At 60.1% G+C, this 24,623-nt stretch carries 23 protein-coding genes; 14 read left to right on the plus strand and 9 right to left on the minus strand.

The annotated features are described in order from the left end of the window. Positions 1 to 20: 20 nt before the first annotated feature. The 4 genes from LC094_RS16150 to LC094_RS16165 all read right to left on the minus strand — a co-directional run bounded on the left by LC094_RS16150 (position 21) and on the right by LC094_RS16165 (position 3,805). Entirely contained in the window at positions 21 to 1,652 is a 1,632-nt protein-coding gene (locus tag LC094_RS16150; RefSeq protein ID WP_226553961.1) for a GMC family oxidoreductase, read from the minus strand. A gap of 19 nt (positions 1,653 to 1,671) precedes the next feature. Continuing rightward, positions 1,672 to 2,265, minus strand: coding sequence for an EthD family reductase (locus LC094_RS16155; RefSeq protein ID WP_226553826.1), 594 nt, complete (start codon positions 2,263 to 2,265; stop codon positions 1,672 to 1,674). Positions 2,266 to 2,274: 9 nt separating this feature from the next. Further along, the gene (locus LC094_RS16160) at positions 2,275 to 3,036 is read right to left on the minus strand and encodes an SDR family NAD(P)-dependent oxidoreductase (RefSeq protein ID WP_226553827.1); all 762 of its coding nucleotides are present in this window, start codon (positions 3,034 to 3,036) and stop codon (positions 2,275 to 2,277) included. Positions 3,037 to 3,112: 76 nt separating this feature from the next. Beyond that, positions 3,113 to 3,805 carry an EthD domain-containing protein gene (locus LC094_RS16165; RefSeq protein ID WP_226553828.1) on the minus strand — a complete coding sequence of 231 codons (693 nt, stop codon included), beginning with the start codon at positions 3,803 to 3,805 and terminating at the stop codon, positions 3,113 to 3,115. 186 nt (positions 3,806 to 3,991) lie between these two features. On the opposite strand from LC094_RS16165, the gene LC094_RS16170 reads away from it, so the two are divergent. Next, complete coding sequence (locus tag LC094_RS16170) at positions 3,992 to 4,708, plus strand: SDR family oxidoreductase (RefSeq protein ID WP_226553829.1); 717 nt, start codon at positions 3,992 to 3,994, stop codon at positions 4,706 to 4,708. Between the two features lie 26 nt (positions 4,709 to 4,734). Next, positions 4,735 to 5,454, plus strand: a complete 720-nt coding sequence (locus LC094_RS16175) for a hypothetical protein (RefSeq protein ID WP_226553830.1) — start codon at positions 4,735 to 4,737, stop codon at positions 5,452 to 5,454. Positions 5,455 to 5,463: 9 nt separating this feature from the next. Here the strand turns inward: LC094_RS16175 and LC094_RS16180 are convergent, their stop codons facing one another. Further along, positions 5,464 to 7,107 carry an IclR family transcriptional regulator gene (locus LC094_RS16180; protein ID WP_226553831.1) on the minus strand — a complete coding sequence of 548 codons (1,644 nt, stop codon included), beginning with the start codon at positions 7,105 to 7,107 and terminating at the stop codon, positions 5,464 to 5,466. A gap of 214 nt (positions 7,108 to 7,321) precedes the next feature. Next, complete coding sequence (locus LC094_RS16185) at positions 7,322 to 8,836, minus strand: aldehyde dehydrogenase (NADP(+)) (protein WP_226553832.1); 1,515 nt, start codon at positions 8,834 to 8,836, stop codon at positions 7,322 to 7,324. Between the two features lie 215 nt (positions 8,837 to 9,051). Here LC094_RS16185 and LC094_RS16190 point away from each other — a divergent pair, with 215 nt between their 5' ends. The 4 genes from LC094_RS16190 (at position 9,052) to LC094_RS16205 (ending at position 11,983) form a co-directional block, all read left to right on the plus strand. Beyond that, a complete protein-coding gene (locus tag LC094_RS16190; RefSeq protein WP_226553833.1) occupies positions 9,052 to 9,861 on the plus strand; it encodes an ABC transporter substrate-binding protein in 810 nt (269 codons plus the stop codon). A gap of 73 nt (positions 9,862 to 9,934) precedes the next feature. Next, complete coding sequence (locus LC094_RS16195) at positions 9,935 to 10,600, plus strand: amino acid ABC transporter permease (protein WP_226553834.1); 666 nt, start codon at positions 9,935 to 9,937, stop codon at positions 10,598 to 10,600. Between the two features lie 14 nt (positions 10,601 to 10,614). Further along, the gene (locus LC094_RS16200) at positions 10,615 to 11,268 is read left to right on the plus strand and encodes an amino acid ABC transporter permease (RefSeq protein WP_226553835.1); all 654 of its coding nucleotides are present in this window, start codon (positions 10,615 to 10,617) and stop codon (positions 11,266 to 11,268) included. Then, complete coding sequence (locus tag LC094_RS16205; protein ID WP_226553836.1) at positions 11,261 to 11,983, plus strand: amino acid ABC transporter ATP-binding protein; 723 nt, start codon at positions 11,261 to 11,263, stop codon at positions 11,981 to 11,983. Before LC094_RS16200 ends, LC094_RS16205 begins: the two co-directional genes overlap by 8 nt. A 98-nt stretch (positions 11,984 to 12,081) precedes the next feature. Here the strand turns inward: LC094_RS16205 and LC094_RS16210 are convergent, their stop codons facing one another. Then, positions 12,082 to 13,116 (minus strand): Ldh family oxidoreductase, encoded by a 1,035-nt coding sequence (locus LC094_RS16210; RefSeq protein WP_226553837.1) that lies wholly within the window; start codon positions 13,114 to 13,116, stop codon positions 12,082 to 12,084. 53 nt (positions 13,117 to 13,169) lie between these two features. Beyond that, the gene (locus LC094_RS16215; protein WP_226553838.1) at positions 13,170 to 13,814 is read right to left on the minus strand and encodes a helix-turn-helix domain-containing protein; all 645 of its coding nucleotides are present in this window, start codon (positions 13,812 to 13,814) and stop codon (positions 13,170 to 13,172) included. Between the two features lie 150 nt (positions 13,815 to 13,964). Here LC094_RS16215 and lhpI point away from each other — a divergent pair, with 150 nt between their 5' ends. From lhpI to LC094_RS16235, 4 genes are read left to right on the plus strand one after another with little or no spacing between them, the layout of a single operon-like run. After that, positions 13,965 to 15,644, plus strand: a complete 1,680-nt coding sequence (gene lhpI, locus LC094_RS16220) for a cis-3-hydroxy-L-proline dehydratase (protein ID WP_226553839.1) — start codon at positions 13,965 to 13,967, stop codon at positions 15,642 to 15,644. Between the two features lie 15 nt (positions 15,645 to 15,659). After that, complete coding sequence (locus LC094_RS16225; RefSeq protein ID WP_226553840.1) at positions 15,660 to 16,619, plus strand: dihydrodipicolinate synthase family protein; 960 nt, start codon at positions 15,660 to 15,662, stop codon at positions 16,617 to 16,619. Then, complete coding sequence (locus LC094_RS16230) at positions 16,610 to 17,524, plus strand: 4-hydroxyproline epimerase (protein ID WP_226553841.1); 915 nt, start codon at positions 16,610 to 16,612, stop codon at positions 17,522 to 17,524. The genes LC094_RS16225 and LC094_RS16230 overlap by 10 nt, the downstream gene beginning before the upstream one ends. A gap of 59 nt (positions 17,525 to 17,583) precedes the next feature. Beyond that, entirely contained in the window at positions 17,584 to 18,834 is a 1,251-nt protein-coding gene (locus LC094_RS16235; protein WP_226553842.1) for an NAD(P)/FAD-dependent oxidoreductase, read from the plus strand. Positions 18,835 to 18,866: 32 nt separating this feature from the next. Here the strand turns inward: LC094_RS16235 and LC094_RS16240 are convergent, their stop codons facing one another. Further along, positions 18,867 to 19,901, minus strand: coding sequence for a trans-3-hydroxy-L-proline dehydratase (locus LC094_RS16240; protein ID WP_226553843.1), 1,035 nt, complete (start codon positions 19,899 to 19,901; stop codon positions 18,867 to 18,869). Positions 19,902 to 20,325: 424 nt separating this feature from the next. Here LC094_RS16240 and LC094_RS16245 point away from each other — a divergent pair, with 424 nt between their 5' ends. The 4 genes from LC094_RS16245 to LC094_RS16260 all read left to right on the plus strand — a co-directional run bounded on the left by LC094_RS16245 (position 20,326) and on the right by LC094_RS16260 (position 24,467). Continuing rightward, positions 20,326 to 21,132, plus strand: a complete 807-nt coding sequence (locus LC094_RS16245; RefSeq protein ID WP_226553844.1) for a sugar phosphate isomerase/epimerase family protein — start codon at positions 20,326 to 20,328, stop codon at positions 21,130 to 21,132. A gap of 120 nt (positions 21,133 to 21,252) precedes the next feature. Beyond that, on the plus strand, positions 21,253 to 22,308 hold the full coding sequence (locus tag LC094_RS16250; RefSeq protein ID WP_226553845.1) for a TRAP transporter substrate-binding protein: 1,056 nt from the start codon (positions 21,253 to 21,255) through the stop codon (positions 22,306 to 22,308). A gap of 114 nt (positions 22,309 to 22,422) precedes the next feature. Then, a complete protein-coding gene (locus LC094_RS16255) occupies positions 22,423 to 22,998 on the plus strand; it encodes a TRAP transporter small permease subunit (protein WP_226553846.1) in 576 nt (191 codons plus the stop codon). Then, complete coding sequence (locus tag LC094_RS16260; protein ID WP_226553847.1) at positions 22,998 to 24,467, plus strand: TRAP transporter large permease; 1,470 nt, start codon at positions 22,998 to 23,000, stop codon at positions 24,465 to 24,467. Before LC094_RS16255 ends, LC094_RS16260 begins: the two co-directional genes overlap by 1 nt. Positions 24,468 to 24,623: the final 156 nt, after the last annotated feature.

Consider the following 24,623-nt stretch of genomic DNA (forward strand, 5'->3'; position numbering starts at 1 on the left):
CCTACGTTCTGTGACGCCGCTTATGCTTGGCTGCTTGCAGCCTTGAGGATCATGTCGGAGGCTTTCTCGGCGATCATGATGGTCGGGGCATTGGTGTTTCCGGCAATGATGGAGGGCATGATCGAGGCATCGACCACCCGGAGGCCCCGCACCCCGTTCACGCGCAGGTGCGGATCGACCACGGCGCTCTCATCGGCGCCCATGCGACAGGTGCCCACCGGATGCATATTGGCGTAGCCAAAGTTGCGAATGAAATCGCGCATCTCATCGTCGCTTTGCGTGGCCCCGCCGGGTTGAATTTCCTCGGTGATGAAGGGCGCGAGCGCGGGCTGTTGCGAAATCTGTCGCACGATCCGCACGCCTTCGATCATCGCCTGCATGTCGTAGTCCGTGTCGAGGAAATTGAAATTGATCGAGGGGGCCGCCAACGGGTCCGAGGATTTGAGCGTCAGCGTGCCACGGCTTTCCGGCAAAAGGTGAACCGGGCTCATGGTGAACCCCGAGAAATCATGCGCCCGCATGCCGTCGCGGGTCCGTTCGGCGACGCTCCAGGGGTTCATGTTGATCTGCATATCAGGCCGCGCCATCCGTGGATCGGTGCGCACAAAACCCCCGGCGTTGATCCCGTTGGTGGACAAAAGCCCACGACGGCGCAGCACGTAATGCAGGCCTTGGATCGCCTGTTTCACCTTACTCGCGGCGAGGTCGTTCATGGTCACCGGCTGGGAGGCGCGGAACATGAGTTGGACGTAGAAATGATCGTGCAGGTTCGCGCCGACCTGTGCACGGTCCTGTTCGACGTCGATGCCATGGTCCCTGAGATGATCCGCCGGACCGATGCCGGAGAGCATCAAAAGCTGAGCCGAGCCGAAGACGCCAGACGACACCACAACTTCGCGCCGGGCCGTGGCCATGCGGCGTCCTGTCGGGGTCTGATATTCGACGCCGCTCGCCCGACCGTCGGTCATGAGGATACGGGTCGCATGCGCCTTTGTGATCGTGCGCAGATTGGGCCGCCGCCGCGCCGGTTTGAGATAGGCCCGCGCCGTGCTCCACCGTTTGCCGCGATAGGTCGTGGTCTGATAATAGCCCATGCCATCCTGTGTGGCCCCGTTGAAATCCCGGTTCGCCGGATAGCCCGCCTGTTGTCCGGCTGCGATGATCGCATCCGAGAGCGCGTAGGTCTCCTGATGGTCCGACACTTTGAGCGGGCCGCCCGTGCCATGGAACTCATCCGCGCCCCGGCCCTGATCCTCGGCCTTTTTGAAATAGGGCAGCACATCGTCATAGCCCCAACCTTCGCAGCCCATCTGCCGCCAGTGATGATAATCCTCGGCGTGGCCACGAATATAGACCATGCCATTGATCGAGCTTGTGCCGCCCAGAACCTTGCCCCGAGGCATATAAGTCGTGCGCCCGTTCAGCCCGGAAATCGGTTCGCTGTCGAACATCCAGTTGATCTTGGGATTGGCAAACAGGAATGGATAGCCCATCGGCGCGTGAATCCAAAAGGCGCGATCCTCGCCGCCCGCTTCGAGCAGGAGGACACTGTATTTGCCGTTCTCGCTGAGCCGGGCCGCCATGACGCAGCCTGCGGAGCCTGCGCCCGTGACGATGAAATCATAGATGCCGTCGCTGGGCGGCTGTGACATGTGGTCCAAGAGTCTGTCCTCAAACGATACGGCGTTGCGCCGTGACATAAAGCGTTCCGGTGAGCCGCTGCGCGAGCGCCTCACATGTTGCGGGGGCGGCCACGAGCGAGACGACGGCAAGGGGCCGGGTGGCGAGCGCGCCGAGCCCCTGCCGTTTCGAGACGGCCGTGACATGGTTCAGGGTCAGCCCCTCGACACCGGACATGGCGGCAATGTCCCGACCCCATGAAGCGAGGCCATCGGGTGACATTGTGCCCTCATCGATCACGATCATGAGATTCGGAGGCATCGGCGTGGGGGTCACCACCTCCTCCTCAACGGCCAGAATGGTGATCCCCGAGAGAAAATTCGGCTCGTCCTCGATCAATGCGTCTGCGACGGGGGAGGCCAGCGCCTCGGTCATCGCGGCGACATCCTCGAACCACAATTCGACGATGCCTGCGATGCCGTGGCGGTCGGGGCCGACGCAGGATTGAACCGGGTTCTGATGATAGCGGGCAAGACCGGGGAATCCCTTGGCCAGACGCCCATGCGGCCCGGCCCAGTGGCTGTCGAAATCGGCGAAGGACAGATCCCCTCGCCGTTCCAAAAGCGTCATGCGTTTCACGGTCATCGTGTTCCCTCAGACCGCGAGGAACCCGCCATCGACGGGCAGCATGACACCGTTCACATAGCTCCCCAGCGCCTCGCTGGCGAGAAAGACGGCGGCGCCCACAAGCTCTTCGGGCTCGCCCACACGTCCCATCGGAATGCGTTGTAGCACGGTGGAGAGTTTGGTGGTGTCTGTGTCGATCCACGTGTTCATCGGCGTGCGCATGGTGCCCGGCGCAATGCCGTTGACCCGCACGCCACGCGGCGCAAACTCCACGGCCATCTCTTTGGTCAGGAGAAGCACGCCGCCTTTGGACGAGGCATAGGCCGCACCCTTGGTGGCGAGGCCCACGAAGGACTGAAGCGAGCCGACATTGATGACCGAACCCTTGGTACGCTCCAACTGGTCCATGAAACAGACCGTCGCGTAATAGGTGCCGCTCAGATTGACGTCGATGATGCGCTTCCATGCCGCGACGGCCTCAGGACCATCACTGTCACCACGATAGATGATGCCTGCGTTGTTGATGAGAATGGCGATGTCACCAACCTCGGAATTGACCGTTTCGGCCAGACGGCGCCCCGCGTCGAGATCGGCCACGTTCCACTCATAGGCATGGGCTTTGCGGCCTTCCGCCTCGACAAGCGCCGCGGTCTCTTGCGCCCCGGCGAGATCGACATCGGTCACAACAATGTCGGCGCCCCATTTGGCCAGTCCGACGGCCATGGCGCGTCCATTGCCTTGTGCTGCGCCGGTGATGAGGCAGAGTTTACCTTCGAGAAGGGGATGCATCGGGTTTCTCCATTTTTGGGGGCCGCGCATGGCGGCAAAGGGCCTGCCCATAGCGCGGCAGGCCCGCTGATCGGGATCAGAAGATCTTGGTTTCTTCGACGAAGAAGGTCGTGATCTCGCTGATGAACTCATAGGCGTGGGCCTGCGTCTCTTTGACCTGATCGGTCTGGAACAGCCCTTCGACCTCTTCTTCAGTGCGGAACCAGAACTCGACCAGACCATCGACCGGAACGGCGTCATAGTCGGTGGTCTCGGCCATCGTCGCGTAGCGGTCGATCACGAGGTTCTGGTTGTACCCAAGCACACCCGGCCATTTCGACACGAGCTCTGCGTGCTTGCCGAGCCATTCTTCCTTGAACTGCTCTGGCGTCACATCGGGCCGGCGTTTGAGAAGCGAGATGCGCTTTTTCACCGGGCCATCGTCCACGGTCGGACGCGGCACGACGACGTTCTTGTCACAGACGATCAGGCGCACCTGACCGAGAAACTTGTCGACGTCTTCCACCGTGGGCGGAAATTCCGGCGACTCGAGCGCATCGAGCATGGCTTGGACCGTGTCGAATTGTAGTTCCGAAAACCCGTCGAGATCCCATTGGCCGCGCGGGTGATCCACACCGACCTGATCGGCATTGGTGATCCAGTTTTGGTAGTAATTCCTCAGATCCGGCAGCTTGGCCGCCATGGGCCCGTGAATTTTGCGCCAGTAGTTCAGGAAGGTCTCATCATCCATGCCGTCCTTGCGGCGCACCAGACCAAATCGGCTAATCATCGTCTCTCCTCCTATTCTGCGCGGTCGCGACAGTCCTCGACCGCCCTATCCTGAGTTCGCAGTGAGCGAATTCATTGTCCTATTGCGTATATCCATGATGTCTTGCTAGAAATCAACGAATAGTTTCGTCTATTTCTTGAAATATGGTGAGGCAGCGTGACAGAAAGCACCAAAAGCGGAGGAAAAATGCTAAAAAACCTGAATGATAAGAGTGTCTTAGTGATTGGAGGCAGCTCTGGGATCGGATTTGCCACGGCACAGATGGCACATGAAGCTGGCGCGAAGGTCACTTTGGCCGCACGCGATGCGCGCCGACTGGCAGAGGCCGCCGACCGGATTGGCGGCCCACTTGCGACACGTGAGGTCGATCTTCGAGACGATGCCTCTGTCGCGGCATTATTCGATCAATCAGCCCCTTTCGATCATGTCATCGTCACCGCGTCACAGGTCAAGATCGCGCCGGTCCGAGACCTTCCGCTTGAGGATGCGTTTGCCTCTTTTGAGAGCAAGTTCTGGGGCTTTTACCGCGTGGCACGACATGCCGCGATCCGCGAGGGCGGCTCGCTCAGCGTTGTGTCTGGCTATCTGGCAAACCGCCCCGTGGCAGGGCGGTCTTTGATGGTGGCGATCAATGCCGCGCTCGAAGGCTTGACGCGCGGGCTCGCGCTGGAACTTGCCCCGGTGCGTGTGAACGCGCTCTCGCCCGCGATGGTCCAAACCGAAATGTGGAACGGCCTTTCTGAAGCAGATCGTCAGGCGCTCTTTGCCAAGACCGCCGAAAGCTATCCCGCAGGCGTGATCGGGCGCCCCGAAGACGTGGCCGCTCAACTTCTGCTCTTGGCCGCCTCCCCCTATGCGACAGGCACGGTCGTCATGCTCGACGGCGGCGCCTCCCTCATCTGACCGCAACAGACCGAAAGGAAAATACGATGACAACGAAACCTGGATTCGTCGCGCTTTGGCACAATGTGCCCGCCGCCGTGGATGAAGAATACAACCTCGTGCACACCCGCGAACATGTGCCGGATTATGTCGCCAACGCGATTGGGCGGGGCGGGATCGAATATGGTCGCCGCTACAACGAGGGCGACGGCACCCTGCCGCGCTATTTCATGTTCTACCCGACCTCCGACATCGACGCCTTTGCGACACTCGCCGCCAAGCCTTGGCCTGAACATCCGGGCGGGACCTCGGACTGGTTCAACTCGATCCTCGATCAGTACCGCGATTCCTGGCGCAACAACTGTCAGCTTCTGGGTCAGATCGGCGGCGGCACAGGCGGTGTCGCGCTTTCGGTGATCATGCCGATGGGGGAGGACCTGAAATCCAACGCCGTGGTGCAAGAGCTCTTGGCCGACCTGATCAAGATTCCCGAAGTGATCGCGGCGCGGCTCGGCGAAACGCTCCCTGAGATTGAACCGAACCGCCCGCCACTGAGCGCGGCCGATCCTACCGTCGCCGTGCTGGTGGTCGAAGGCTTCAACCGCGCGCGCCTTGCCCGCCGTCTGGTCCAGATTCTCGACCTGCTGAAGGCCAAAGGCGTGGACACCGACAAGGCCACCTATGGTCTCTACAATCTGGCCTATGAGCTTCGTCACGAGACGCTGGATGACCTTGAGGCCTTCGACGGGCATGCGCGCCGCTGGTAAGGGCGGTCGCTATTGAGCCGCGTTGCCCGCCCGATCCTCTTCAAGCAGGCAACGCGTGCTCGTATATCCCAAGTCGGCGGACAGCGTGCGCGTTGTCTTCAGCAGCATCGGCACAAAGACATCCTCGCTTTTTGGGAGAATGTAGGAATCGTGCCCGATAATGGTGAGAGCGAGCGCGATTTGTCCCGTATGATCAAAGACTGGCGCAGAAAAGGCGCAGACGCCCGGCACGGTGCCCGGATTGACCGTCGCATAGCCTTGGGCGCGAATGGCATCAAGTTTCTCGTCGTCCGGCACAAGCCTCGCGCCCACACGATAGCTGTCCGAAGGGTCGAATGTTTCGCGCTCAAGCGCGTCTCGGACGGCCTCAGGTGACAGATAGGCGGAATAGACAAGACCCGTCGCCGTCCCCCCCATGGAATACACCGTGCCCGGTCGCGTATCCATGCTGATCTGGCTGCCACTTTCATGGACCTGAACCACATTCGGGCCAAAAGACCCCCAGATCGCGACAGCCACATTCAGGCGCGTGGCCTTGGACAGCGCATGCGCGGCATCAGATGCAAGGCGCATCGGATCGGTCATCCGCATGGAAGACATGCCGAGGTAAAGTGCGACACGCCCGAGACGATAGCGCCCGTTGGCCTCGATTTGCTCGACGAGACCGATATTGCGATAGCTCGCGATATAGGCGTGGGCCTGCCCGGTCTCGACCCCCGCAGAGGCGGCCACATCGCGCAGCATCATCGGCCCGCTGTGTTCCGCAATCCCATGCAGCAACCGCGTCCCAAGATAGATGGAGCGCACACCACGCCCGGAGTCGCGTTCGATCGGTTCCTCAGCGACAGGCAGAGGGCGCAGCTCTTTCTTTTCAGGGGTGGTCACATCGGGAATTGTCCTGAGACGCGCGCTCAGGGCGCAGAGTCGCCTAGCCGCCTCACTGTCCCGGTCAATCGACAGGGTGTCGTGGCCACCGATCAGCGTGATTGCAAATTCCAATTCCCCATTCGGGTCATGCACGGGGGCGGCGATGGTGTTCAGGCTCGGGAGCGGCGCCCTGGCCGTCGCCGAAAGGCCTGTTTCGCGAATATTATCCAGCAGCGCGTCAAGATCCACCTCATCACGGCTCGCGCCGAGCCAATCCCCTTTGCGTAGCAAACTCCGCTCGTCATCTGCACGCCCTTGCACCATGGGATCCGTGCTGAAGGCGGCAAAAACGCGGCCTGTGGTCGTCGAGGTGAGCGCAATCAGATCCCCCAAACGCAGGTTCAAACCGGTCGTCCGTGGGCCGGGAATGATATGCACGGCAGCTGGGCCGAGAGGGCCAATCAGCGACAAAAACGCCATCACCCCCAATTCGGAGGCCATAGGGTGAAGCGCCTCGATTGCCGCCTGAATGCGCGGGTTCTCGGCCAACCATCTCACCCCCAGGTGAATCGCGAAATGACCGGTGTGATACAGGCCCGTTGCCGGGTCCTGATGCACGAGGCCCACATCTTTCATGCTGGTCAGATAGGCGTGGCAGAGTGCGGGTTTCAGGTCTGCCTGTTCCGCAATGTCCCGGAGCATCATCGGTTCCCAGGCTTCCATGAGAGCGCTCAGAACACGCCCGCTGACCTCGATTGATTTGATTCCGCGGCCTGCGTTCGCCATGTGGGTCTGCTCGCTTCTACGACTTCTGCTTGCTGGAGGACAAAGAGAGCAGTGTCGCTCCTCAGTCCAAATATGCGCGCCGATTGCCAGCTTATGCGGCCATTCCCTGATGGGCAAGCACCGCATCGGCCCCTGATGGGCAAGCACCGCATCGGCGCGGCGTTTCCCAAGACGAAAGATGCGCGCTTTTGGCGCGCATCTTGCAAGCCGTGATTTAGGCCAGATCACGCGGCAAAACATCCGTCGGAATGTTCTGGTAGCAGACGGGGCGCAGGAAGCGGCGGATGGACAGGGTGCCGACGGAGGTGGCGCCGAAGTTGGTTGAGGCCGGATAAGGCCCGCCGTGCACCATGCTGTCGCAGACTTCGACGCCTGTCGGGAAGCCGTTGGCGAGCACCCGGCCCGCCTTGCGTTCCAGCACCGGCAAGAGACGTCGTGCGAGCGCCGCGTCGCCCTCATCGAGGTGCAAAGTCGCGGTGAGCTGGCCGCTAAAGCTGCGGGCGACGCGGTCCATCTCGTCCACGTCCTTCGCGACGACCACGAGCCCCAGAGGGCCAAAGACCTCTTCGGACAGCGCGGAATTGCCAAGCCAGTCGGAGGCGGCCACTTTAAAGAGGAACGGCTTGGCCTCGCGCTGGTCGCACATGTTGGTCAACAAATCCTGAACCCCCGCCTGCGCGCCGATCATCGCCGCACCGGAGGTATAGGCCTTGGCGATGCCGTCCGTCAGCATGACCTGCGCGCCTTGCTCCGACAACGCGGCCCGCGCGGCCTCGACAAAGGCGTCGGCCTCCTGGCCTTCGATCACCACGGCGATGCCCGGGTTGGTGCAAAACTGGCCCGCGCCCATGGCAAGCGAGCCCGCCCAGCCTTTGCCGAGCTCTGCGCCACGGGTCGAGATCGCCTCGGGCAGCATGAACATCGGGTTCACGGACCCCAGCTCGCCGAAAAACGGGATCGGAACCTCACGCTGAGCGCAGAGATCAAAGAGCGCGCGCCCCCCTGCGAGCGAGCCGGTAAAGCCCACGGCGGTGATCAGCGGGTGCTGGACCAAAGTTTGCCCGACGATGCGGTCATCGCCCTGCACGAGGGAGAAGACGCCTTTGGGCATGCCGCAGGTTTGGATCGCGGCATGGATGGCTTCGGCGATGATCTCGCCGGTGCCGGGATGCGCGTCATGGCCTTTGACGACGACAGGGCACCCGGCGGCCAGTGCCGCGGCGGTGTCGCCGCCTGCGGTCGAGAAGGCGAGCGGAAAGTTCGAGGCGCCGAAAACGGCGACGGGACCGATGGGGCGCTGCATCATCCGCAGGTCAGGACGCGGCAGCGGCTGACGATCCGGGAGGGCTTCGTCATGGCGGCGGTCGAGATACGCGGCGCTCAGGATGTGGCTTGCAAAGAGGCGCAGCTGGCCGGTGGTGCGCCCGCGCTCGCCGTTCAGACGCGCCTCGGGCAGGCCGGTTTCCTGCGTGCCAATCTCGGTGATCGCCTCGGCGCGGGCTTCGATCTCATCCGCGATGGCGTTCAGAAATGCGGCGCGGGCCTCGCGGGTCGAATAGCCATAGTCCCAAAACGCCTCTTCGGCGGCGTCACACGCGGCATTCACATGCGCCGACGTGCCTTTGGAAAAGCTGTGCGACGCCCCCTGCGCAGGAGCCGATTGAAAGCGCGCGTCACCGGCAACCCAAGCGCCTGCGATGAGATGGTTGCCATGCGGGGTGAATGTCATGTCTTGTCCTTTCGTTACACAATGCCTTCGACCCCTTGTTGAGCGGCTATGAGAACCAAAACCTCCCTGAGACACGGAACCGATGAGCTGTCGCTCTTTGCGTGTGGCGTAACAATTTTTTTCTTTACGCGCCAGTATTTTTCTTATACGAAAATTCTTACCGAAAAATAGAAAATATACCTGTCTCAAACAGGATCAACAGAGAGGTCCAACTCATGAAGAAATTCGCCCTTACCGCTGTTTTACTCGCCACCACCGGCCTTGCCGGCGCTGCTCAGGCAGACAAGCTTGACGACATCATCGCGTCTGGCAAATTGCGGTGTGCCGTCGTGCTTGACTTCCCGCCGATGGGCATGCGCGACAACAACAACGAGCCGATCGGGTTCGATGTCGATTACTGCAACGACCTCGCGGCCGCTCTGGGCGTCGAAGCCGAGATCGTTGAAACCCCCTTCCCCGAACGCATCCCGGCGCTGATGTCCGGCCGTGTGGACGTGGGTGTCGCGTCGACGTCCGACACGCTTGAGCGCGCCAAAACCGTCGGCTTTACCGTGCCCTACTTTGCCTTTGATATGGCGGTCACCGCCAACTCCGAAAGCGGCATCGACTCTTTCGAAGCCATGAAAGGCCACACCGTTGGGGCCGTCGCCGGGACCTATGAGGCGATTGCCCTCGAAGAATATGTCAACGCATGGGGCGAAGGCAGCACGTTCCGCCCCTACCAGACTCAGGCAGACGTCTTCCTGGCTCTCAGCCAAGGGCAACTGGACGCCACAGTCTCCACCTCGACCGTGGCACAGGCCACTGTAAAATCCGACAACTTCAACGGCATCGAAGTCGTGGGCAAAGCGCCGTTCGACATCGACTATGTCGCTCTGTTCACCCGCCGCGATGAATACGGCTTTCTCAACTACCTGAACCTCTTCGTGAACCAACAGGTTCGCACCGGTCGCTATGAAGAGCTCTATGAAAAGTGGATCGGTGGCGAACTGCCGGACCTGACCGTTCAGGGCGTGTACCGTTAATTGACCCCGACATGTCAGGCGGCGCGGAACACCCGCGCCGCCTTTCTAATCAGCAAAGGGAAACATAGCGGACATGTTCGATTACACTTTCCAATGGAAGCAGGTGCTCGCACGGCTTCCGAAAATGCTGGACGGCGCCATGGTCACAATGGAGGTTGCGGTGCTGTCGATGTTGATCGGCATCGTCCTCGCCATTGTTCTGACCGTGATGCGCCGGTCCGGTTCGCGCCCGCTCGCCGCATTTGCGACCACATGGGTCGAAGTCGCACGTAACACCCCTGCCCTGTTCCAGATCTACATGGCGCATTTCGGCATCGCGAGTTTCGGCATTCATTTTTCGCCGTTCACCTCTCTTCTGATCGGCATCACCTTCAACAACGCGGGCTATCTCGCCGAAAACTTCCGCGGCGCTTTGAAAGCCATTCCCGAGACGCAAACACGTGCGGGCCGGTCGCTTGGCATGACGTCGAGCCAATCTTTCCGGTTCATCATCCTGCCGCAGATGCTGCGCATCGCCTTCCTGCCGATGACGAACCAGATGGTCTGGGCCATTCTCATGACCTCGCTCGGTGTCACCGTGGGGATGAACACCGACCTTTACGGTGTCACCCAAGATCTCAACGCGCTGACCTTCCGAACCTTCGAGCTGTTCGCCATTGCCGGTGTGATCTTTTACATCATCACAAAGGTCATCACCCTGGGGGCCCGCCTCGCCGCCGCGCGCCTGTTCCGGTATTGAGGGAGATTGTGACAATGTTTGATACCACTCTCTCACTCACGGACGTGATCTTCCTCGCCAAAGGCGCAGGGATTACCATTCTCGTCACTGCGATTTCCGTCGTTATCGGCACGGTGCTCGGCATCCTGTTCGGGATCATCCGTGTTCAGCTTGGTGCCGTTCTCGCCGCCCCGCTGACCTTCTTTCTCGACATTTTCCGGTCCGTGCCCCTGTTGATCCAGCTTGTGCTCGCCAATGCGTTCATGGGCATGGTGTTGCAATTGCAACTGTCGGGCTTCTTCGTCGCCTGTATGGTGCTGTCGCTTTATACGGCGGCCTATTGCGCAGAGATCGTGCGGGGTGGCATCGATGCTGTCCCGAAGACGACCCGGCGTGCCGCGCGCTCGCTCGGGATGTCCTGGGGCCAGGATATGCGCCATATCGTCCTGCCGCTCGCCACCCGCGTCGCACTGCCGTCCTGGATCGGTTTGGCGCTCGGGGTGATGAAGGACTCGGCGCTCGTCTATGTCGTGCAGGTCACCGAGCTTCTGAAATCCACACAAATCCTCATCACGCGCCTGCAAGAGCCACTGTTCCTGCTGCTGATCTGTGGGGCGTTCTACTTTATTATCAGCTTCCCGCTTGCCCGTTTCGGCGGGTATCTCGAAAAAAGGTGGTCCAATGATTGAGATCCAAAATGTCCGCAAATCCTTTGGCCAGCTTGAGGTTCTCAAAGGCATCGACCTGAATGTGGCCAAAGGCGAGGTCGTCACGGTCATCGGGGGCTCCGGCTCCGGCAAATCGACGCTTCTGACCTGTATCAACGGGTTAGAACCCATCGACTCCGGCAAGATCATCGTCGATGGCACCGAAGTTCATGCCAAATCTACGGACCTGAACAAGCTGCGGCAAAAGATCGGTATCGTGTTTCAGCAATGGAATGCCTTCCCGCATCTCACCGTGTTGGAGAATGTCACCCTCGCCCCGCGCAAAGTGCTTGGCATGAGCAAGGCCGACGCCGAAGCCATCGCCGAGAAGCAACTCAAACACGTGGGGCTTGGGGACAAGTTATCGACCCACCCGACACGGCTGTCCGGCGGTCAGCAACAGCGGATGGCGATTGCGCGCGCTCTGGCCATGTCGCCGGATTACATGCTGTTCGACGAGGTCACATCCGCGCTCGACCCGCAGCTCGTCGGTGAGGTGCTTGAGACGCTCAAGATGCTTGCTGAAGAAGGCATGACGATGATCCTCGTCACCCACGAGATGAGTTTCGCGCGTGACGTATCCGACCGCGTCGCCTTTTTCCATCAAGGCATTATGGCCGAGATCGGGGCGCCGGAGCAGATTTTCGGGGACCCTCAACACGAGGAAACTCAAAAATTCCTGGCGAGTGTTCGCTAAACCGACGCGTCACATGCAAGAGTTGAGTGGGCACCTCGACAACATAAAAAGGCGCGGGATCTTGATCCCGCGCCTTCGTGTTTTCCGGACAGTCTCTCTCAGTCTGTTGCGGAGAGACCCTCGCGCAAGAAGCGATCGAGTTGCTCCATCTCGGCGGTGCTCAAAAGGATGCCATCGCGCATCGCCGCTTCGCGGGCTTTGAAACGACGTTCCGACGGCAGGCGTGCGCCCTGTGCCGGAATGGCGCTGAGCAACCGTTCGCCTTCCGCGATCGGGTCGCGCCCGGACCGCGCCGCGAAAGTCGTCGGATCAAGCGCCAGAATGAGGGCCCCATGACGCGGCAAGAGATCTCCGCCGCCCATGAAGTCCAACGCTTCCTTGCTCATGAATTCGCCAAGCAACGCGCCACTCAGCAATTCGATCATGGTCGAAATCGCCGAGCCTTTATGCCCCCCAAAGGTCAGCATGGCCCCGTCGAGCGCCGCCTCCGGATCGGTGGTCGGATGACCGTCGCGATCCACGGCCCAGCCTTCGGGAATGGGCGTGCCCGCGCGACGATGCAGTTCAATCTCGCCGCGTGCGGCCACAGAGGTCGCAAAGTCGAAGACGTAAGGATATGCCCCGGCGCGCGGCCAGCCAAAAGCCATCGGGTTCGTACCGAGCAGGGGCTCTTTGCCTCCGGCGGGCGCCACAAAAGAATAGCTCGGGCACATGGAAAGCGCGGCAAGACCCTCTTCGGCGAGCGCCTCGACATCATGCCAAAGCGCCGAGAAATGCAGACAGTCCCGGATCACCAGAGCCGCGAGCCCGGTGTCCTTGGCGCGGGCCACCAACGCATCTTTCGCAGCGTAAAAGGCCGGATTGGAAAACCCGCCATGCGCGTCGACTTCGAGCACGGCTTTGCCGCTGTCGACGACTTCGGGAACGGCGTCCGGGGTCACCTTGCCCGCGGCAAGAACCCGTAGGCAGCCTTCAATGCGGTAGATCCCGTGTGATTTGCAATTATCCCGTTCGCCGGCGACAATCACATGAGCCACAGCCTGTGCGTTTGCCGCCGTCAGGCCGTGAGATTGAAAGATCGAACGGACCTTGTCCTCAAGCGCTGCGACAGAAATGATCTGTGTATCGGTCATGTAGCCTCCTGCGGATATCTGAAATTTTCCACTGTATGTTCCACTGCGCGGCGTCAGCTGCTTTGGTTGGCAACGTCGGTATAGGTGCACGCCCAGAAGATTTTGGTTTCCGTGTCGTCGATCGCGCGAAGTCCATGTTTCAGGGTGCTGTCGAAATAGGCGCAATCGCCCTGCTCCAAGATCACGGGTTGATAATGCTCAACCACAAGCTCAACGCGCCCGGACAGCACATAGAGTGTTTCCTCGCCGGAGTGTGATTCGAGCTCATCCTCGCGAAGGCTTTCGCGGCGCTCGACCGTCGTCACAAGTGGAATGATCTTTTTATCCGCCAAGGCGTTACACAAGACTTCATATTCGAAATTCTTGGCGCGAACGATTTGTCCCTGCCCGGCTTTGGTAATCGCCAACCGTGTCGTTTGATGCGCTTCATGATCTTCAGAGAAGAGACGCTCCATCCCGATGTCGTAGGCGCGCGCGATCCGCACCAGGTTTTCATAACTGGGTGAAACGCGTCCATTTTCGATCTTGTGAATGGTGGACAAGGCAACGCCAGAGCGCTGTGCCGCGGCATCCAAGGTCAACCCTGCGGACTGGCGCACTGATTTCATACGCGCGCCAAGTTCGGCGCGGAGATGATGACGCTCCGCTTCCCAATTGGCCTCGGGATTTTGGTCGCCGCTTTTTTCCGTTTTCATCATAATTTTTCTTTTCTTACCATGTGTGATTGTTTAAGCATATATTTGCGCCAAATACAACGGCACGCAATGCGTGACGGGGTCGCGGAATAGAAAATGTTGCGAAATGCAACCACCCCCAACCACATGCGCTCTGACAACAGGAGGGTAGATATGCCAGATGTTATCGTCGCCGCCGAAGTCTCGGGGCCTCTGCTTCTCTGCGAAGAAGGCTTGAGCGTCTGGGGTGGGGTCGATCCCGCGACCGGTGAGATTATCGACGCGCATCATCCGCAGCACGGGCAATTTCTGACCGGTAAGATTGTCATGATGCCGACAAGTCGCGGGTCCTGCACCGGCAGCGGGGTTCTGCTTGGGCTCGCTTTTGCTCAGAACGCCCCTCATGCGCTGATTTTTCGTGAAAACGAAGACATCCTGACCCTCGGCGCATTGGTCGCCACCAAATTGTTCGACCGCCCTATCGCTGTCCTGCAACTTTCTGCGTCAGAGTATGACCGACTGTCCGAAGAGCCTGAGGTGACGATCCGTGAGGATGCGCTGATCGCGGGCGACATACGGTGGCCTCTGGCGAAAAAAAGCGCAGCGCTTGCGCTGACGGCTGAGGATGAACGTTTCCTCTCGGGCGCCTATGGCGAAGCGGCGCAGGTCGCGATGGAAATCATCACCACAATGGCCATGGCGCAGGGCGCCTCCCGACTGACCGATGTCGCTCGGGTGCATATCGACGGCTGTATCTACGCAAGCCCCGCCTTCCTCACCTTTGCACGCGCCATGGCCGACAAAGGCGGACGCGTGCGCCTGCCCACGACGATGAACGCGATTTCCGTCGATCATGCCAATTGGCGAAGCCAAGGCGTCGCCGAAGAGTTCGGCCTGCCCGCCAGCCAACTGGCCGATGCCTATGTCGAAATGGGCGCGAAACCCAGTTTCACCTGCGCCCCATATCTGCTCGCGGATAAACCCACGCAGGGGGAAGACATCGCTTGGGCCGAAAGCAATGCTGTCATCTATGCCAACAGTGTCTTGGGGGCCCGCACCGTCAAACACGCGGATTTCATGGACCTTTGTATTGCGCTCACCGGACGTGCGGCCCAGACCGGCGTTTACCTCGACGCAAACCGCAGGCCGCGGCGGATCATTGATGTCACTGTGCCGGAGGGGATCGACGATGCGTTCTGGCCGATGCTCGGGTGGCTCGTCGGACAGAAAGCACCGGATCGCATCCCCCTCATTCGCGGTTTGGAACACACCCCCCCGACGGAGAATGACCTGAAAGCCCTCTGCGCGGCCTATGGGACAACCTCCGCCGCGCCGATGCTGCATATCGCGGGCATCACGCCCGAGGCCGATCTGGCCCCTGCCTCCGACGCAGATCATGTGACGATTGACCCCGCAGATTTTGCGCAGCTCTGGCAGGGCTTCAACCAAGGGGCGGCGAAGGTCGAACTCGTCGCCTTGGGCAGCCCGCATTTCTCGACCTCTGAGTGCAGCGCTTTTGCCGATCTGATGGACGGCACACGCGTGCATCCGAATGTCACGACGATCATCACACTCGGGCGTCAGAGCCTTGCGGAGATCACAGCATCCGGCGTCAAGGCGCGGCTCGAAGGTGCGGGCGTCAAAATTGTGCCGGACCTCTGCTGGTGCTCAATCTCCGAGCCAGTGTTCCCCCCCTCTGCCGAGACCTTGATGACCAATTCCGGCAAGTATGCACATTACGCACCTGGCCTGTCACAGCGCGCCGTCCGTTTCGGATCGCTGGCGCAATGCGCTGACACCGCCCGCACGGGCAAGGCCCCTGAACATCCCCCCTTATGGATCAAACCAGAATAACCACGGAGACCCGACATGAAAAAAGATGTGTTTTTTGGCACTATTCCCGCTCTTCTGACCCCTTGTGCCGCAGATCGCAAACCCGACTTTGACGCCCTCGTGCGCCGGGGTCAGGAGATGATGGCGGCGGGCATGTCCGGTGTGGTCTATTGCGGCTCTTGTGGCGACTGGCCCTTGCTGACCGACGAAGAGCGGATGGAAGGCGTTGAACGGCTGACCAAAGCCGGCGTGCCCGTGATCGTCGGCACCGGTGCGGTCAACACGAAATCCGCGGTCGCACATGCGGCGCACGCACAGAAAGTCGGTGCCGCCGGCCTTATGGTCATTCCGCGCGTCCTGTCTCGTGGCCTGTCCGTGGCGGCACAGCGCAACCACTTCAAAGCCATCCTCGACGCAGCCCCTGATGTGCCTGCCATCATCTACAACAGCCCCTATTACGGCTACGCCACCAAAGCCGATCTGTTCTTCAAACTCCGCGAAGAGCACAAGAACCTCATCGGCTTCAAGGAATTCGGCGGCAAGGACGATCTGAGCTACGCGGCGGAACACATCACCAATCAGGACGACGACGTTCTGCTGATGGTGGGTGTCGATACGGAGGTGTATCACGGCATTGCCAAATGCGGTGCAGTGGGTGCGATCACCGGCATCGGCACGATCTTCCCGGAAGAAGCACTCCTGCAAGTGGCGCTGTCCAAGAAGGCCGCAGAAGGCAATCCCGAAGCCGATGTGCGCGCCCGCGAGCTTGAAAACGCCCTCTCCGTGATCGCCAAATTCGACGAAGGCGTCGATCTGGTACTCTACTTCAAACACCTGATGGTTCTCAAAGGGCACGAAGAGTATCGTCTGCACATCAACGAAACCGATGCGCTGAGTCCGTCGCAAGCGAAATTCTGCGAAGCTCAGTTCCACCAGTTCAACGCCTGGTACGCGAACTGGATCAAACAAGGCGGAGTGATCTCTGAATGCATGTGATCGACAGTCATACTGGCGGAGAACCCACCCGGGTGATCCTGGACGGCGGCCCGGATCTTGGATCCGGCCCTCTGACCGAACGCGCAAAGAAACTGGCGACCGAGCACACAGCGTTCTACCAGTCCGTCGTGCTGGAACCGCGTGGTCAGGTCGCGATGGTCTGCGCGCTTCTTGTGGAACCCGTCGATCCCGACTGTGTCACCGGCGTCATTTATTTCGATGCCGAAGCGGTGCTTGGCATGTGTGGGCACGGCACAATCGGTTTGGCCGTGACGCTCATGCATATGGGCAAGATCGGTCTTGGCACCCATAAGATCGAAACACCTGCGGGTGTTGTCACGGTTGACGTCAAGGATGCCAACACGGTGACGGTGACGAATATCGAAAGCCGTCGCGTCGAAAGCGGTGTCGCCGTCGAGATCGAGGGGCTTGGCACAGTGACCGGGGATATCGCCTATGGCGGCAACTGGTTCTACCTCGTGGACCCCGCGCCGGTGCCTGTAACGCCTGCACATATCCCTGAACTGACCCAAGCGGCCATTCAGGTGCGCGAGGCGCTCAATGCCAAAGAAGAACGGATCGACCATGTGATCTTCTATGGTCCCGCCCTTTCGGAAAACGGGCACTCCCGAAATTTCGTGCTGTGCCCGGACGATGCCTATGACCGCTCGCCCTGCGGCACCGGCAGCTCTGCGCGTCTGGCCTGTCTGGCGGCGGCAGGACAGTTGTCCGAAGGCGAAGAGATCATTCAGGAAAGCGTGATCGGCAGCACCTATCGCCTGTCCTACACCGCAGGGCCGAAAGGTGGCGTGATCCCCTCGATCACCGGCCAGGCCTGGGTCATGGCCGAGAGCAAACTGATTTTTGCCGAAACAGACCCGTTCCGAGCCGGGATTACATTGTGATCCCTCGCCCGGCGCGTTCCCCTTGTGCGCCGGGCAATTTTCACTCCATGAGGTAGAGCATGACACTGTCCAGACATCACGACATCATCGTCATCGGTGCAGGCATCATTGGGGTGACATCGGCTTTGGCTTTGCAGAAGTCGGGGCATAAGGTTCTGTTGCTCGACCGCAAAGGGATCGCGGCCGAGACCTCGCGGGGCAATGCCGGGGCTTTCGCCTTTACGGATATCGAACCTCTGGCGACGCCGGGCATCATGCGCAAGGCGCCAAAATGGTTGCTTGATCCGCTGGGTCCGCTCTCCCTGCGCCCGGCATATCTGCCGAAAATCATGCCCTGGATGTATCATTTCTGGCGCGCGACGGCCCAATCCCGTTATGCGGCGGCTGTCAAAGCGCAATCCGATCTGATGCACCTGTCCCGGCAGGCGCTTGACCGGCTGATCGCCTCCGTCAATGGTGAACCGCTCATGCGTCGCGAGGGTCAGCTTCAGGTCTATGAAGGCGACGCACAGTTCCGGGCCACGCTTCCGTCGTGGGAGCTTCGCCGCCAGCATGGCATCGCTTTCAACCTGCTGGAAAGCCCGGAGGCGATTGCCGACATCCAACCCGGGCTTCATCCGCGCTTCACCCATGCGGGCTTTACACCGGACTGGATGAATACCGTCGATCCGGCGCAATGGACCGAGTTTCTGGCACAGCATTTCGTCCAAAGTGGCGGGGAAATCGATCAGGCCGACATTCGGGCCCTGACGCCAAAACTCGACGGTGTGGAGGTCGAAACCACCAGCCACAAAGTCCATGCGTCACAGGTCGTGGTCGCCGGAGGCGCGTGGTCCCACCATCTCGCACGCAGCTTGGGAGAGCGCATCCCCCTTGAAACCGAGCGCGGCTATAACACCACCTTCCCGACCGCAAGTTTCGATCTGCGCACCCATGTCACCTTTGCCAATCACGGTTTCGTCGTGACCCGTATCGGTGAGGGACTGCGCGTTGGTGGGGCGGTGGAATTGGGCGGGCTGTCTTTGCCGCCGAACTATAAGCGTGCCGAAATTCTGGTGGAAAAGGCCCAGAGCTTCCTGACCGGTTTCGACCCGTCAGGTGGCACGCAATGGATGGGCTTTCGGCCATCGATGCCCGACAGCCTTCCTGTCATTGCACGCGCGAAGAAATCGGATCGTGTGATCTATGCCTTCGGTCACGGCCATCTGGGTTTGACCCAATCGGCTGGCACGGCCGAACTTGTGGCGGCCTTGGCCGCACGCCGCACACCGGAGATTTCTCTCTCACCGTTCCGGGCCGATCGTTTCTGATCCGCCCGGCAGGTGCGGCTCGGGGCCGTATCTTATCCCTTGATCCGGGGCCATGTGTCGGACAGGCGATAGCCACCCGGCCATGGATCGGACGGGTCGAGCATGTGCTGGGCCGTGCCGGTGATCCACGCCCGCCCGCTGATCTCGGGTCGGATGGCATCGGTGTCGCCGAGTTTGACGGTTCCAAGGATGCGCCCATGGAATTCAGATCCGATGATCGACACACCGGTGAAACGGTCTTCCGGCCCCATTTCGCCGCGCGCGTGCAAAATCGCCATCCGCGCGGACACCGCAGTGCCGGTCGGCGAGCGATCAAGTTTGCCCGGTTGAATCGCCACGACGGATTGTGCCCGAAGCTCATGGCCATCGCGGGTGATCGGCCCGGCAAAAAGACAGAAAGAATGATGCGCCCAATCCGGCTTTTCCGGGTGCTCGAAACGATACTGCGCATTGGCGGCATTGGTGATGCGGATGCCCAGTTCCGCAATTTCGCGCGCGTTTTCGGCCTTGAGATCAACACCAAGCGCGACCGGATCGACCACGACAAAACTGTCTCCACCAAAGGCCGTGTCCACGGTGATCTCACCCAACCCCGGCACTGTGAGCGGGACATCAAGGCGGCTTGCGAAGGACGGCAGGTTCTCGACATAAATCCGCTCGGCCTTGCCATTGGCACATTCCGCGCGCACCCGCACCAGACCGCCGGGCGCCTCAAGCACCATCTCGGTGACGGGCTCTGTCATCGGTAGAATGCCGCTGTCGAGCAGGACGGTCGACACGCAGATCGAATTCGACCCCGACATCGGAGGGGTGTCTTCCGGTTCCATGATGATCCAGGCCGCCTGGGCCTCGGGATGTTTGGGCGGCACCAACAGGTTGACATGCCGAAACACCCCGCCGCGCGGTTCGTTCAGCATGAAATTGCGCAACGTCTCATCCTCAGCAATCCATTTGCGCTGATCCCACACACTGTCACCGGGAGGAGGCGCCACACCGCCGACGATCACATCGCCAACTTCGCCCTCCGCATGACATGAAACGACATGAATGATTTTTGTGCTGCGCAAGACTTGGGTTCCTATTGGCGAGAAGCTTCATCTAAGTCTTTCAGATAGCGCATTTCGCAGCGCTCGGCACCTCTGATATCGCGCTGAACGCTTGCGACTGAACCGCCAAAAGTGCGCAAGAGATTCTAGGCAGAAGATCTGGGAAAATCATCTGGGATCGGGCACCGAGATGACCGACCCGAGCGCGTGCCAGCCTAAATTTGCGACCTGCAAAAAGGGGCGTCCGAGGGACTAACGCCTAAGATACGTTCAGATTTTCCCGAGAACGTCAGAGCCGCCACATGTGCTGATAGCAAATTAATACGCCTATTTTTAATTTTGTCTTGCATTTGATTTTATACTTGTAATTATTGAACACGTTCAACAATGATTAGCAATGTGGCTATCGGAAGACCGCAACCACAAACGGGAGGAGAGCAGGACAATGACGCTAGGCGTGTCCACAGCAGGGTTTTGGCATTTCGCATCGCTTGAAGGATCGCTTCGGGGGATTGCCGATGCCGGCGTCAAAGGGGTCGAGTTTTTCCCCTACCCCCCGCACCTCGAATCTTCGACGTTTGGCACCTATGAACGGAACCGTGTACGGCGGCTGTTGGCTGATCTCGGGCTTCACTGCGTGTCGGTCAATTTCACCATGGAATTGAACCTGATGGCCCTGCACGCCGGGCTGCATGAGCTTGCGATGTCGGAGTTCCGTAAGGCCATCGAGATCGGGTCGGACCTTGGCGCCCCCTGCCTTGTCCTGCCCGTCGGGCGCCTGCATAGCCTCATGCCTGCACCAGAAGACCTCGCGCTTGAGTTTCTTTGCGAAGAGGTTGGCAAACTTGCCGAACACGGCGAAAAGCTTGGCGTGAAGGTCGGGCTTGAAACGCTGCCCTTCGAAATGCTCGGCACCGGACGCAAGGTCGCGGATTTGGTCGAACGGATCGGGCATGCGAACCTCGGCATCTGCTACGACTGCACCAACACCTTTGCCTTCGAAGACCCCGCCCAAGGCGTGCGTGACGTGGCGGATCACCTGATCCTTGCGCATGTCAGCGACTGCTGGGCCGACCGTTGGGCGCACACCACGGTGGGCGCGGGTGAGATCGACTTTCCAGCCTTCGCGAAGGCGCTTGATGACATCGGTTACACGGGCGACGTGGTCTATGAACTGATGGATGGACAGGATCCGACGCCGCGCCTGAAAGACGATGTGGACCGGCTCGTCGACCACGGCTACCGGCTCTGAGCTTTAAAGCCCGGCAGCGCAACACAGCACGACATGCGACCGAAGCAGCCCCGCTTCGGTCACCTAGGCCAAAGCGCATCAAACACGCGCCTGGCCACGATCATAGAGGAGGAGACCCCAATGAAACTGACAACCGCCCTGAAAAGCATGACGGCCATCGCCACCGTCGTCACCGTTTTCGGCTCGGCTGCCTTCGCACAAGAAGAGCAAGACCTGCGTCTGAGAATGCACGCGGCCCATGCCACCCAAACCCCCGTCATCGGCACCATCGTGCCGTGGGTGGCGGACCGGATCGAAGTGCTGTCTGGCGACACGCTTGAGATCGACGTCTTTGAACCCGGCGCGCTCGTGCCCGGCACAGAGTTTTTCGATGCGGTGTCGCAAGGTGCCATCGACATGGCCTACGGCACGCCCGGCTATGGCTCCGGTCTCGTCCCGGCGCTGAGCGCCTTTACCTCCGTGCCCTTCGGCCCCGATGCGACCGAGCTTTTGACCTGGATGAACAATGGCGGCGGCTACGAGATTTTCGACCGCATCCTCGCGGACCTGAATTTGAAGGGCTTCGTCTGTACGCTGAACCCGCCCGAAACATCCGGCTGGTTCAACGAGGAGATCAACACGGTCGAGGATCTGAAAGGGAAAAAGCTGCGTTACTTCGGTCTTGGCGGCAAAGTCCTGTCGAAGGCTGGCGCCTCGGTTCAGCTGATCCCGGGCGGCGAGGTTTACGCCGCACTTGAGCGTGGCGTGATCGACGGCGGCGAGTTCTCGAACCCCTCCGCCGATGAGAACATGGGCTTTTATGAGGTGGCAAAATACGCCTACTTCCCCGGCTGGCACCAGCAGACCTCGGTCAACGCGGTCTATGTGAACCTCGACACCTGGAACAAGATGAGCGAGCGTCAACAGCTTGCCATCGAGACCGCCTGTGGCGAAGCGACCCTCAAGACCCTGTCCGAAGGTTCGGCCACCCAAGGTCCGGCGCTTGCCCGGATGGCCGAGAATGGCGCCGAGTTCAAAGTCTGGCCGGATGAGGTGCTCGACGAGCTGCGCACTCAATGGGCCACGGTCGTGGAAGAGGAAAGCGCCTCCGATCCGCTGTTCATGGAGGTGATGGACTCCCTGACCGCCTTCCGTGCGGAATACAAACCCTGGAACGACATGGGCTACATCCAGTAACCCGCTTCTCCCAGAGCGCGGGATCGGTTTCGGCCGGTCCCGCGCATTGACTATTCGGCACAGGCCCTCGCGACAGGGCGTTGTGACCTGAAGGGATTTGTTTCGGAGGACACCATGCGATCGCTTCTCAAGATCAGCCGCGCCATCGACGCGCTGCTTGTCGCCCTTGGAAAGATAGGGTCTTTTGCCCTTTTGGGCCTGATGATTACCGTCATGTTCGACGTTGTGACCCGGCGCTTTGCCAATCTCGGATCGACCCGGCTGCAAGAGGCCGAGTGGCATTTTCACACCATTCTGATCATGCTCAGTCTGGGTCTTGCCTATATCAAGGACAGCCATGTGCGGATCGACCTGATCCACGCAACGCTGTCCCCACGCAAAAAGGCGTGGATCGAACTTTTGGGCGGGCTGTTCCTGTTGCTGCCGTTTTGTGGGTTCGCGGGCTATTTCGCGACCCAGCTGGCTTGGACGTCTTATATTCGTGGCGAGGTGTCACAATCTGTGGACGGGCTGCCTTTTCGCTTTGCGATCAAGGCCATGCTGCCGCTTGGCATATATCTCGTGGCTTTGGCCGGGATCAGTCGGATCAGCCTTGCGCTGATCACGCTCAGACGGCCTGACCTACTGCCGCCGCCCCCGACCTCGCATATGCCGCACACCACCGATGCCGCCGTGATGGAGACACGTTGATGGAGTTTTTTATTGAATATCTGCCGCTGATGATGTTTGCGGCCATGGCGTTGCTGTTGTTCACCGGCTACCCGGTCGCCTTTGTCATGGGCGGCGTTGGCGTCGGCTTTGCGACAATCGGCCTGTTGACCGGCGAGCTGATCCCGATCCAGCTCTACACCATTGCCACCCGCATCTGGGCTGGCGCGGCTGAGAACCTCGTGCTGACCACGATCCCGCTGTTCGTCTTTATGGGGGTCATGCTGGAGCGCTCCGGCGTGGCCAAAGATATGCTCCACTCGCTTCAGACCATGTTGGGCCGTGTGCCGGGCGGGCTGACCTTGGCTGTGACGCTTTTGGGCATCATCCTTGCGGCAGCGACCGGGATTGTCGGCGCCTCTGTCGTGATGATGAGCATGATGGCCCTGCCTCTGATGTTGGAGAAAAACTACTCCAAGACGCTTGCCACCGGAACGATTGCGGCCTCCGGGACCTTGGGCATTCTGATCCCGCCGTCGATCATGCTCGTGGTCATCGCGGATCTTTTGTCGAAGTCTGTTGGCACGATGTTCATGGCCGCCTTCGTTCCGGGCATGATGCTCGGTGGGCTTTATCTGGTCTATATCCTTGTGATCTCGACCCTGAGACCCAAACTTGCCCCCCGTCAGAAAAGCACCGGATCGGTGTCGTTTCTGCAATTGATCGTCACCTTGGTGATCGGTCTTGTCCCTGCCTTCCTGCTGATTTTCTTTGTGCTCGGCTCGATCATCTTTGGCTGGGCAACGCCGACGGAATCTGCGGGCGTTGGTGCGATTGGCGCGATTTTCCTCGCTTTTGTTGTGCGTCCGTTCATCTACGCGTTGCTCGCACGAACCCAATTTGCGATCCCGGATGCCGTGGCCACCAAATCGCAAGGCAACTTTGTGAAACGCTTTGCCGAAGAAAATACCGGCTGGTGGACATCACTGCGCAAGACCCTGTCGGATTCGATGCAAACGGTCGGGATGATTTTCATGATCGTCGTCTGCGCCACGGTCTTTTCGCTGACCTTCCGGCTTTTGGGCGGCGAGCATCTGATCACCGACTTCATTCGCGAGTCCGGCTATGGGGCCTGGCACATCCTGATCGTCGTGATGATCCTCGTCTTCCTGCTCGGGTTCCTGTTCGAGTGGATCGAGGTGACATTGATCGTCCTGCCCGTGGTGGCACCGATCATCCTGTCGCTCGACTTCGGCGATCACGTTGCCTCTGCGGATGTGGCCTATTGGTTTGCGATCCTTTTGGCCGTGAACTTGCAGACATCTTTCCTGACACCGCCGATGGGTCCCGCGCTTTTCTATATGAAAGCCGTCTCCCCTCCGGATGTGAAAATTCAGGACATCTATGTCGGCATCCTGCCCTTCGTCGCTTTGCAAATCATCGGCCTTGGCCTCATTCTGGCCTTCCCGCAAATCGCCATGTGGTTGCCACATCAGATGCTTGGCCGATAGTTCAGCACGAACAAAACGACTGCATCGCCCCCGGCCCTTCCATGGTGCCGGGGGCGACGCAATTTGCGGCCCTCCAAAACGGGGCCAGCCTCCCACCTGAGCAGGCCCCGACACGTGTGTCGTAAAACACCTGAAGAAATGCTCAGCATTTTCTTG

Source organism: Celeribacter naphthalenivorans, assembly GCF_020524585.1.
Taxonomy (GTDB): Bacteria; Pseudomonadota; Alphaproteobacteria; order Rhodobacterales; family Rhodobacteraceae; genus Celeribacter; species Celeribacter naphthalenivorans.

Coding starts and splice junctions, on each gene's coding strand:
- LC094_RS16150 (WP_226553961.1), bottom strand. CDS start 1,652: ATGTCACAGCCGCCCAGCGACGGCATCTATGATTTCATCGTCACGGGC.
- LC094_RS16155 (WP_226553826.1), bottom strand. CDS start 2,265: ATGACCGTGAAACGCATGACGCTTTTGGAACGGCGAGGGGATCTGTCC.
- LC094_RS16160 (WP_226553827.1), bottom strand. CDS start 3,036: ATGCATCCCCTTCTCGAAGGTAAACTCTGCCTCATCACCGGCGCAGCA.
- LC094_RS16165 (WP_226553828.1), bottom strand. CDS start 3,805: ATGATTAGCCGATTTGGTCTGGTGCGCCGCAAGGACGGCATGGATGAT.
- LC094_RS16170 (WP_226553829.1), top strand. CDS start 3,992: ATGCTAAAAAACCTGAATGATAAGAGTGTCTTAGTGATTGGAGGCAGC.
- LC094_RS16175 (WP_226553830.1), top strand. CDS start 4,735: ATGACAACGAAACCTGGATTCGTCGCGCTTTGGCACAATGTGCCCGCC.
- LC094_RS16180 (WP_226553831.1), bottom strand. CDS start 7,107: ATGGCGAACGCAGGCCGCGGAATCAAATCAATCGAGGTCAGCGGGCGT.
- LC094_RS16185 (WP_226553832.1), bottom strand. CDS start 8,836: ATGACATTCACCCCGCATGGCAACCATCTCATCGCAGGCGCTTGGGTT.
- LC094_RS16190 (WP_226553833.1), top strand. CDS start 9,052: ATGAAGAAATTCGCCCTTACCGCTGTTTTACTCGCCACCACCGGCCTT.
- LC094_RS16195 (WP_226553834.1), top strand. CDS start 9,935: ATGTTCGATTACACTTTCCAATGGAAGCAGGTGCTCGCACGGCTTCCG.
- LC094_RS16200 (WP_226553835.1), top strand. CDS start 10,615: ATGTTTGATACCACTCTCTCACTCACGGACGTGATCTTCCTCGCCAAA.
- LC094_RS16205 (WP_226553836.1), top strand. CDS start 11,261: ATGATTGAGATCCAAAATGTCCGCAAATCCTTTGGCCAGCTTGAGGTT.
- LC094_RS16210 (WP_226553837.1), bottom strand. CDS start 13,116: ATGACCGATACACAGATCATTTCTGTCGCAGCGCTTGAGGACAAGGTC.
- LC094_RS16215 (WP_226553838.1), bottom strand. CDS start 13,814: ATGATGAAAACGGAAAAAAGCGGCGACCAAAATCCCGAGGCCAATTGG.
- lhpI (WP_226553839.1), top strand. CDS start 13,965: ATGCCAGATGTTATCGTCGCCGCCGAAGTCTCGGGGCCTCTGCTTCTC.
- LC094_RS16225 (WP_226553840.1), top strand. CDS start 15,660: ATGAAAAAAGATGTGTTTTTTGGCACTATTCCCGCTCTTCTGACCCCT.
- LC094_RS16230 (WP_226553841.1), top strand. CDS start 16,610: ATGCATGTGATCGACAGTCATACTGGCGGAGAACCCACCCGGGTGATC.
- LC094_RS16235 (WP_226553842.1), top strand. CDS start 17,584: ATGACACTGTCCAGACATCACGACATCATCGTCATCGGTGCAGGCATC.
- LC094_RS16245 (WP_226553844.1), top strand. CDS start 20,326: ATGACGCTAGGCGTGTCCACAGCAGGGTTTTGGCATTTCGCATCGCTT.
- LC094_RS16250 (WP_226553845.1), top strand. CDS start 21,253: ATGAAACTGACAACCGCCCTGAAAAGCATGACGGCCATCGCCACCGTC.
- LC094_RS16255 (WP_226553846.1), top strand. CDS start 22,423: ATGCGATCGCTTCTCAAGATCAGCCGCGCCATCGACGCGCTGCTTGTC.
- LC094_RS16260 (WP_226553847.1), top strand. CDS start 22,998: ATGGAGTTTTTTATTGAATATCTGCCGCTGATGATGTTTGCGGCCATG.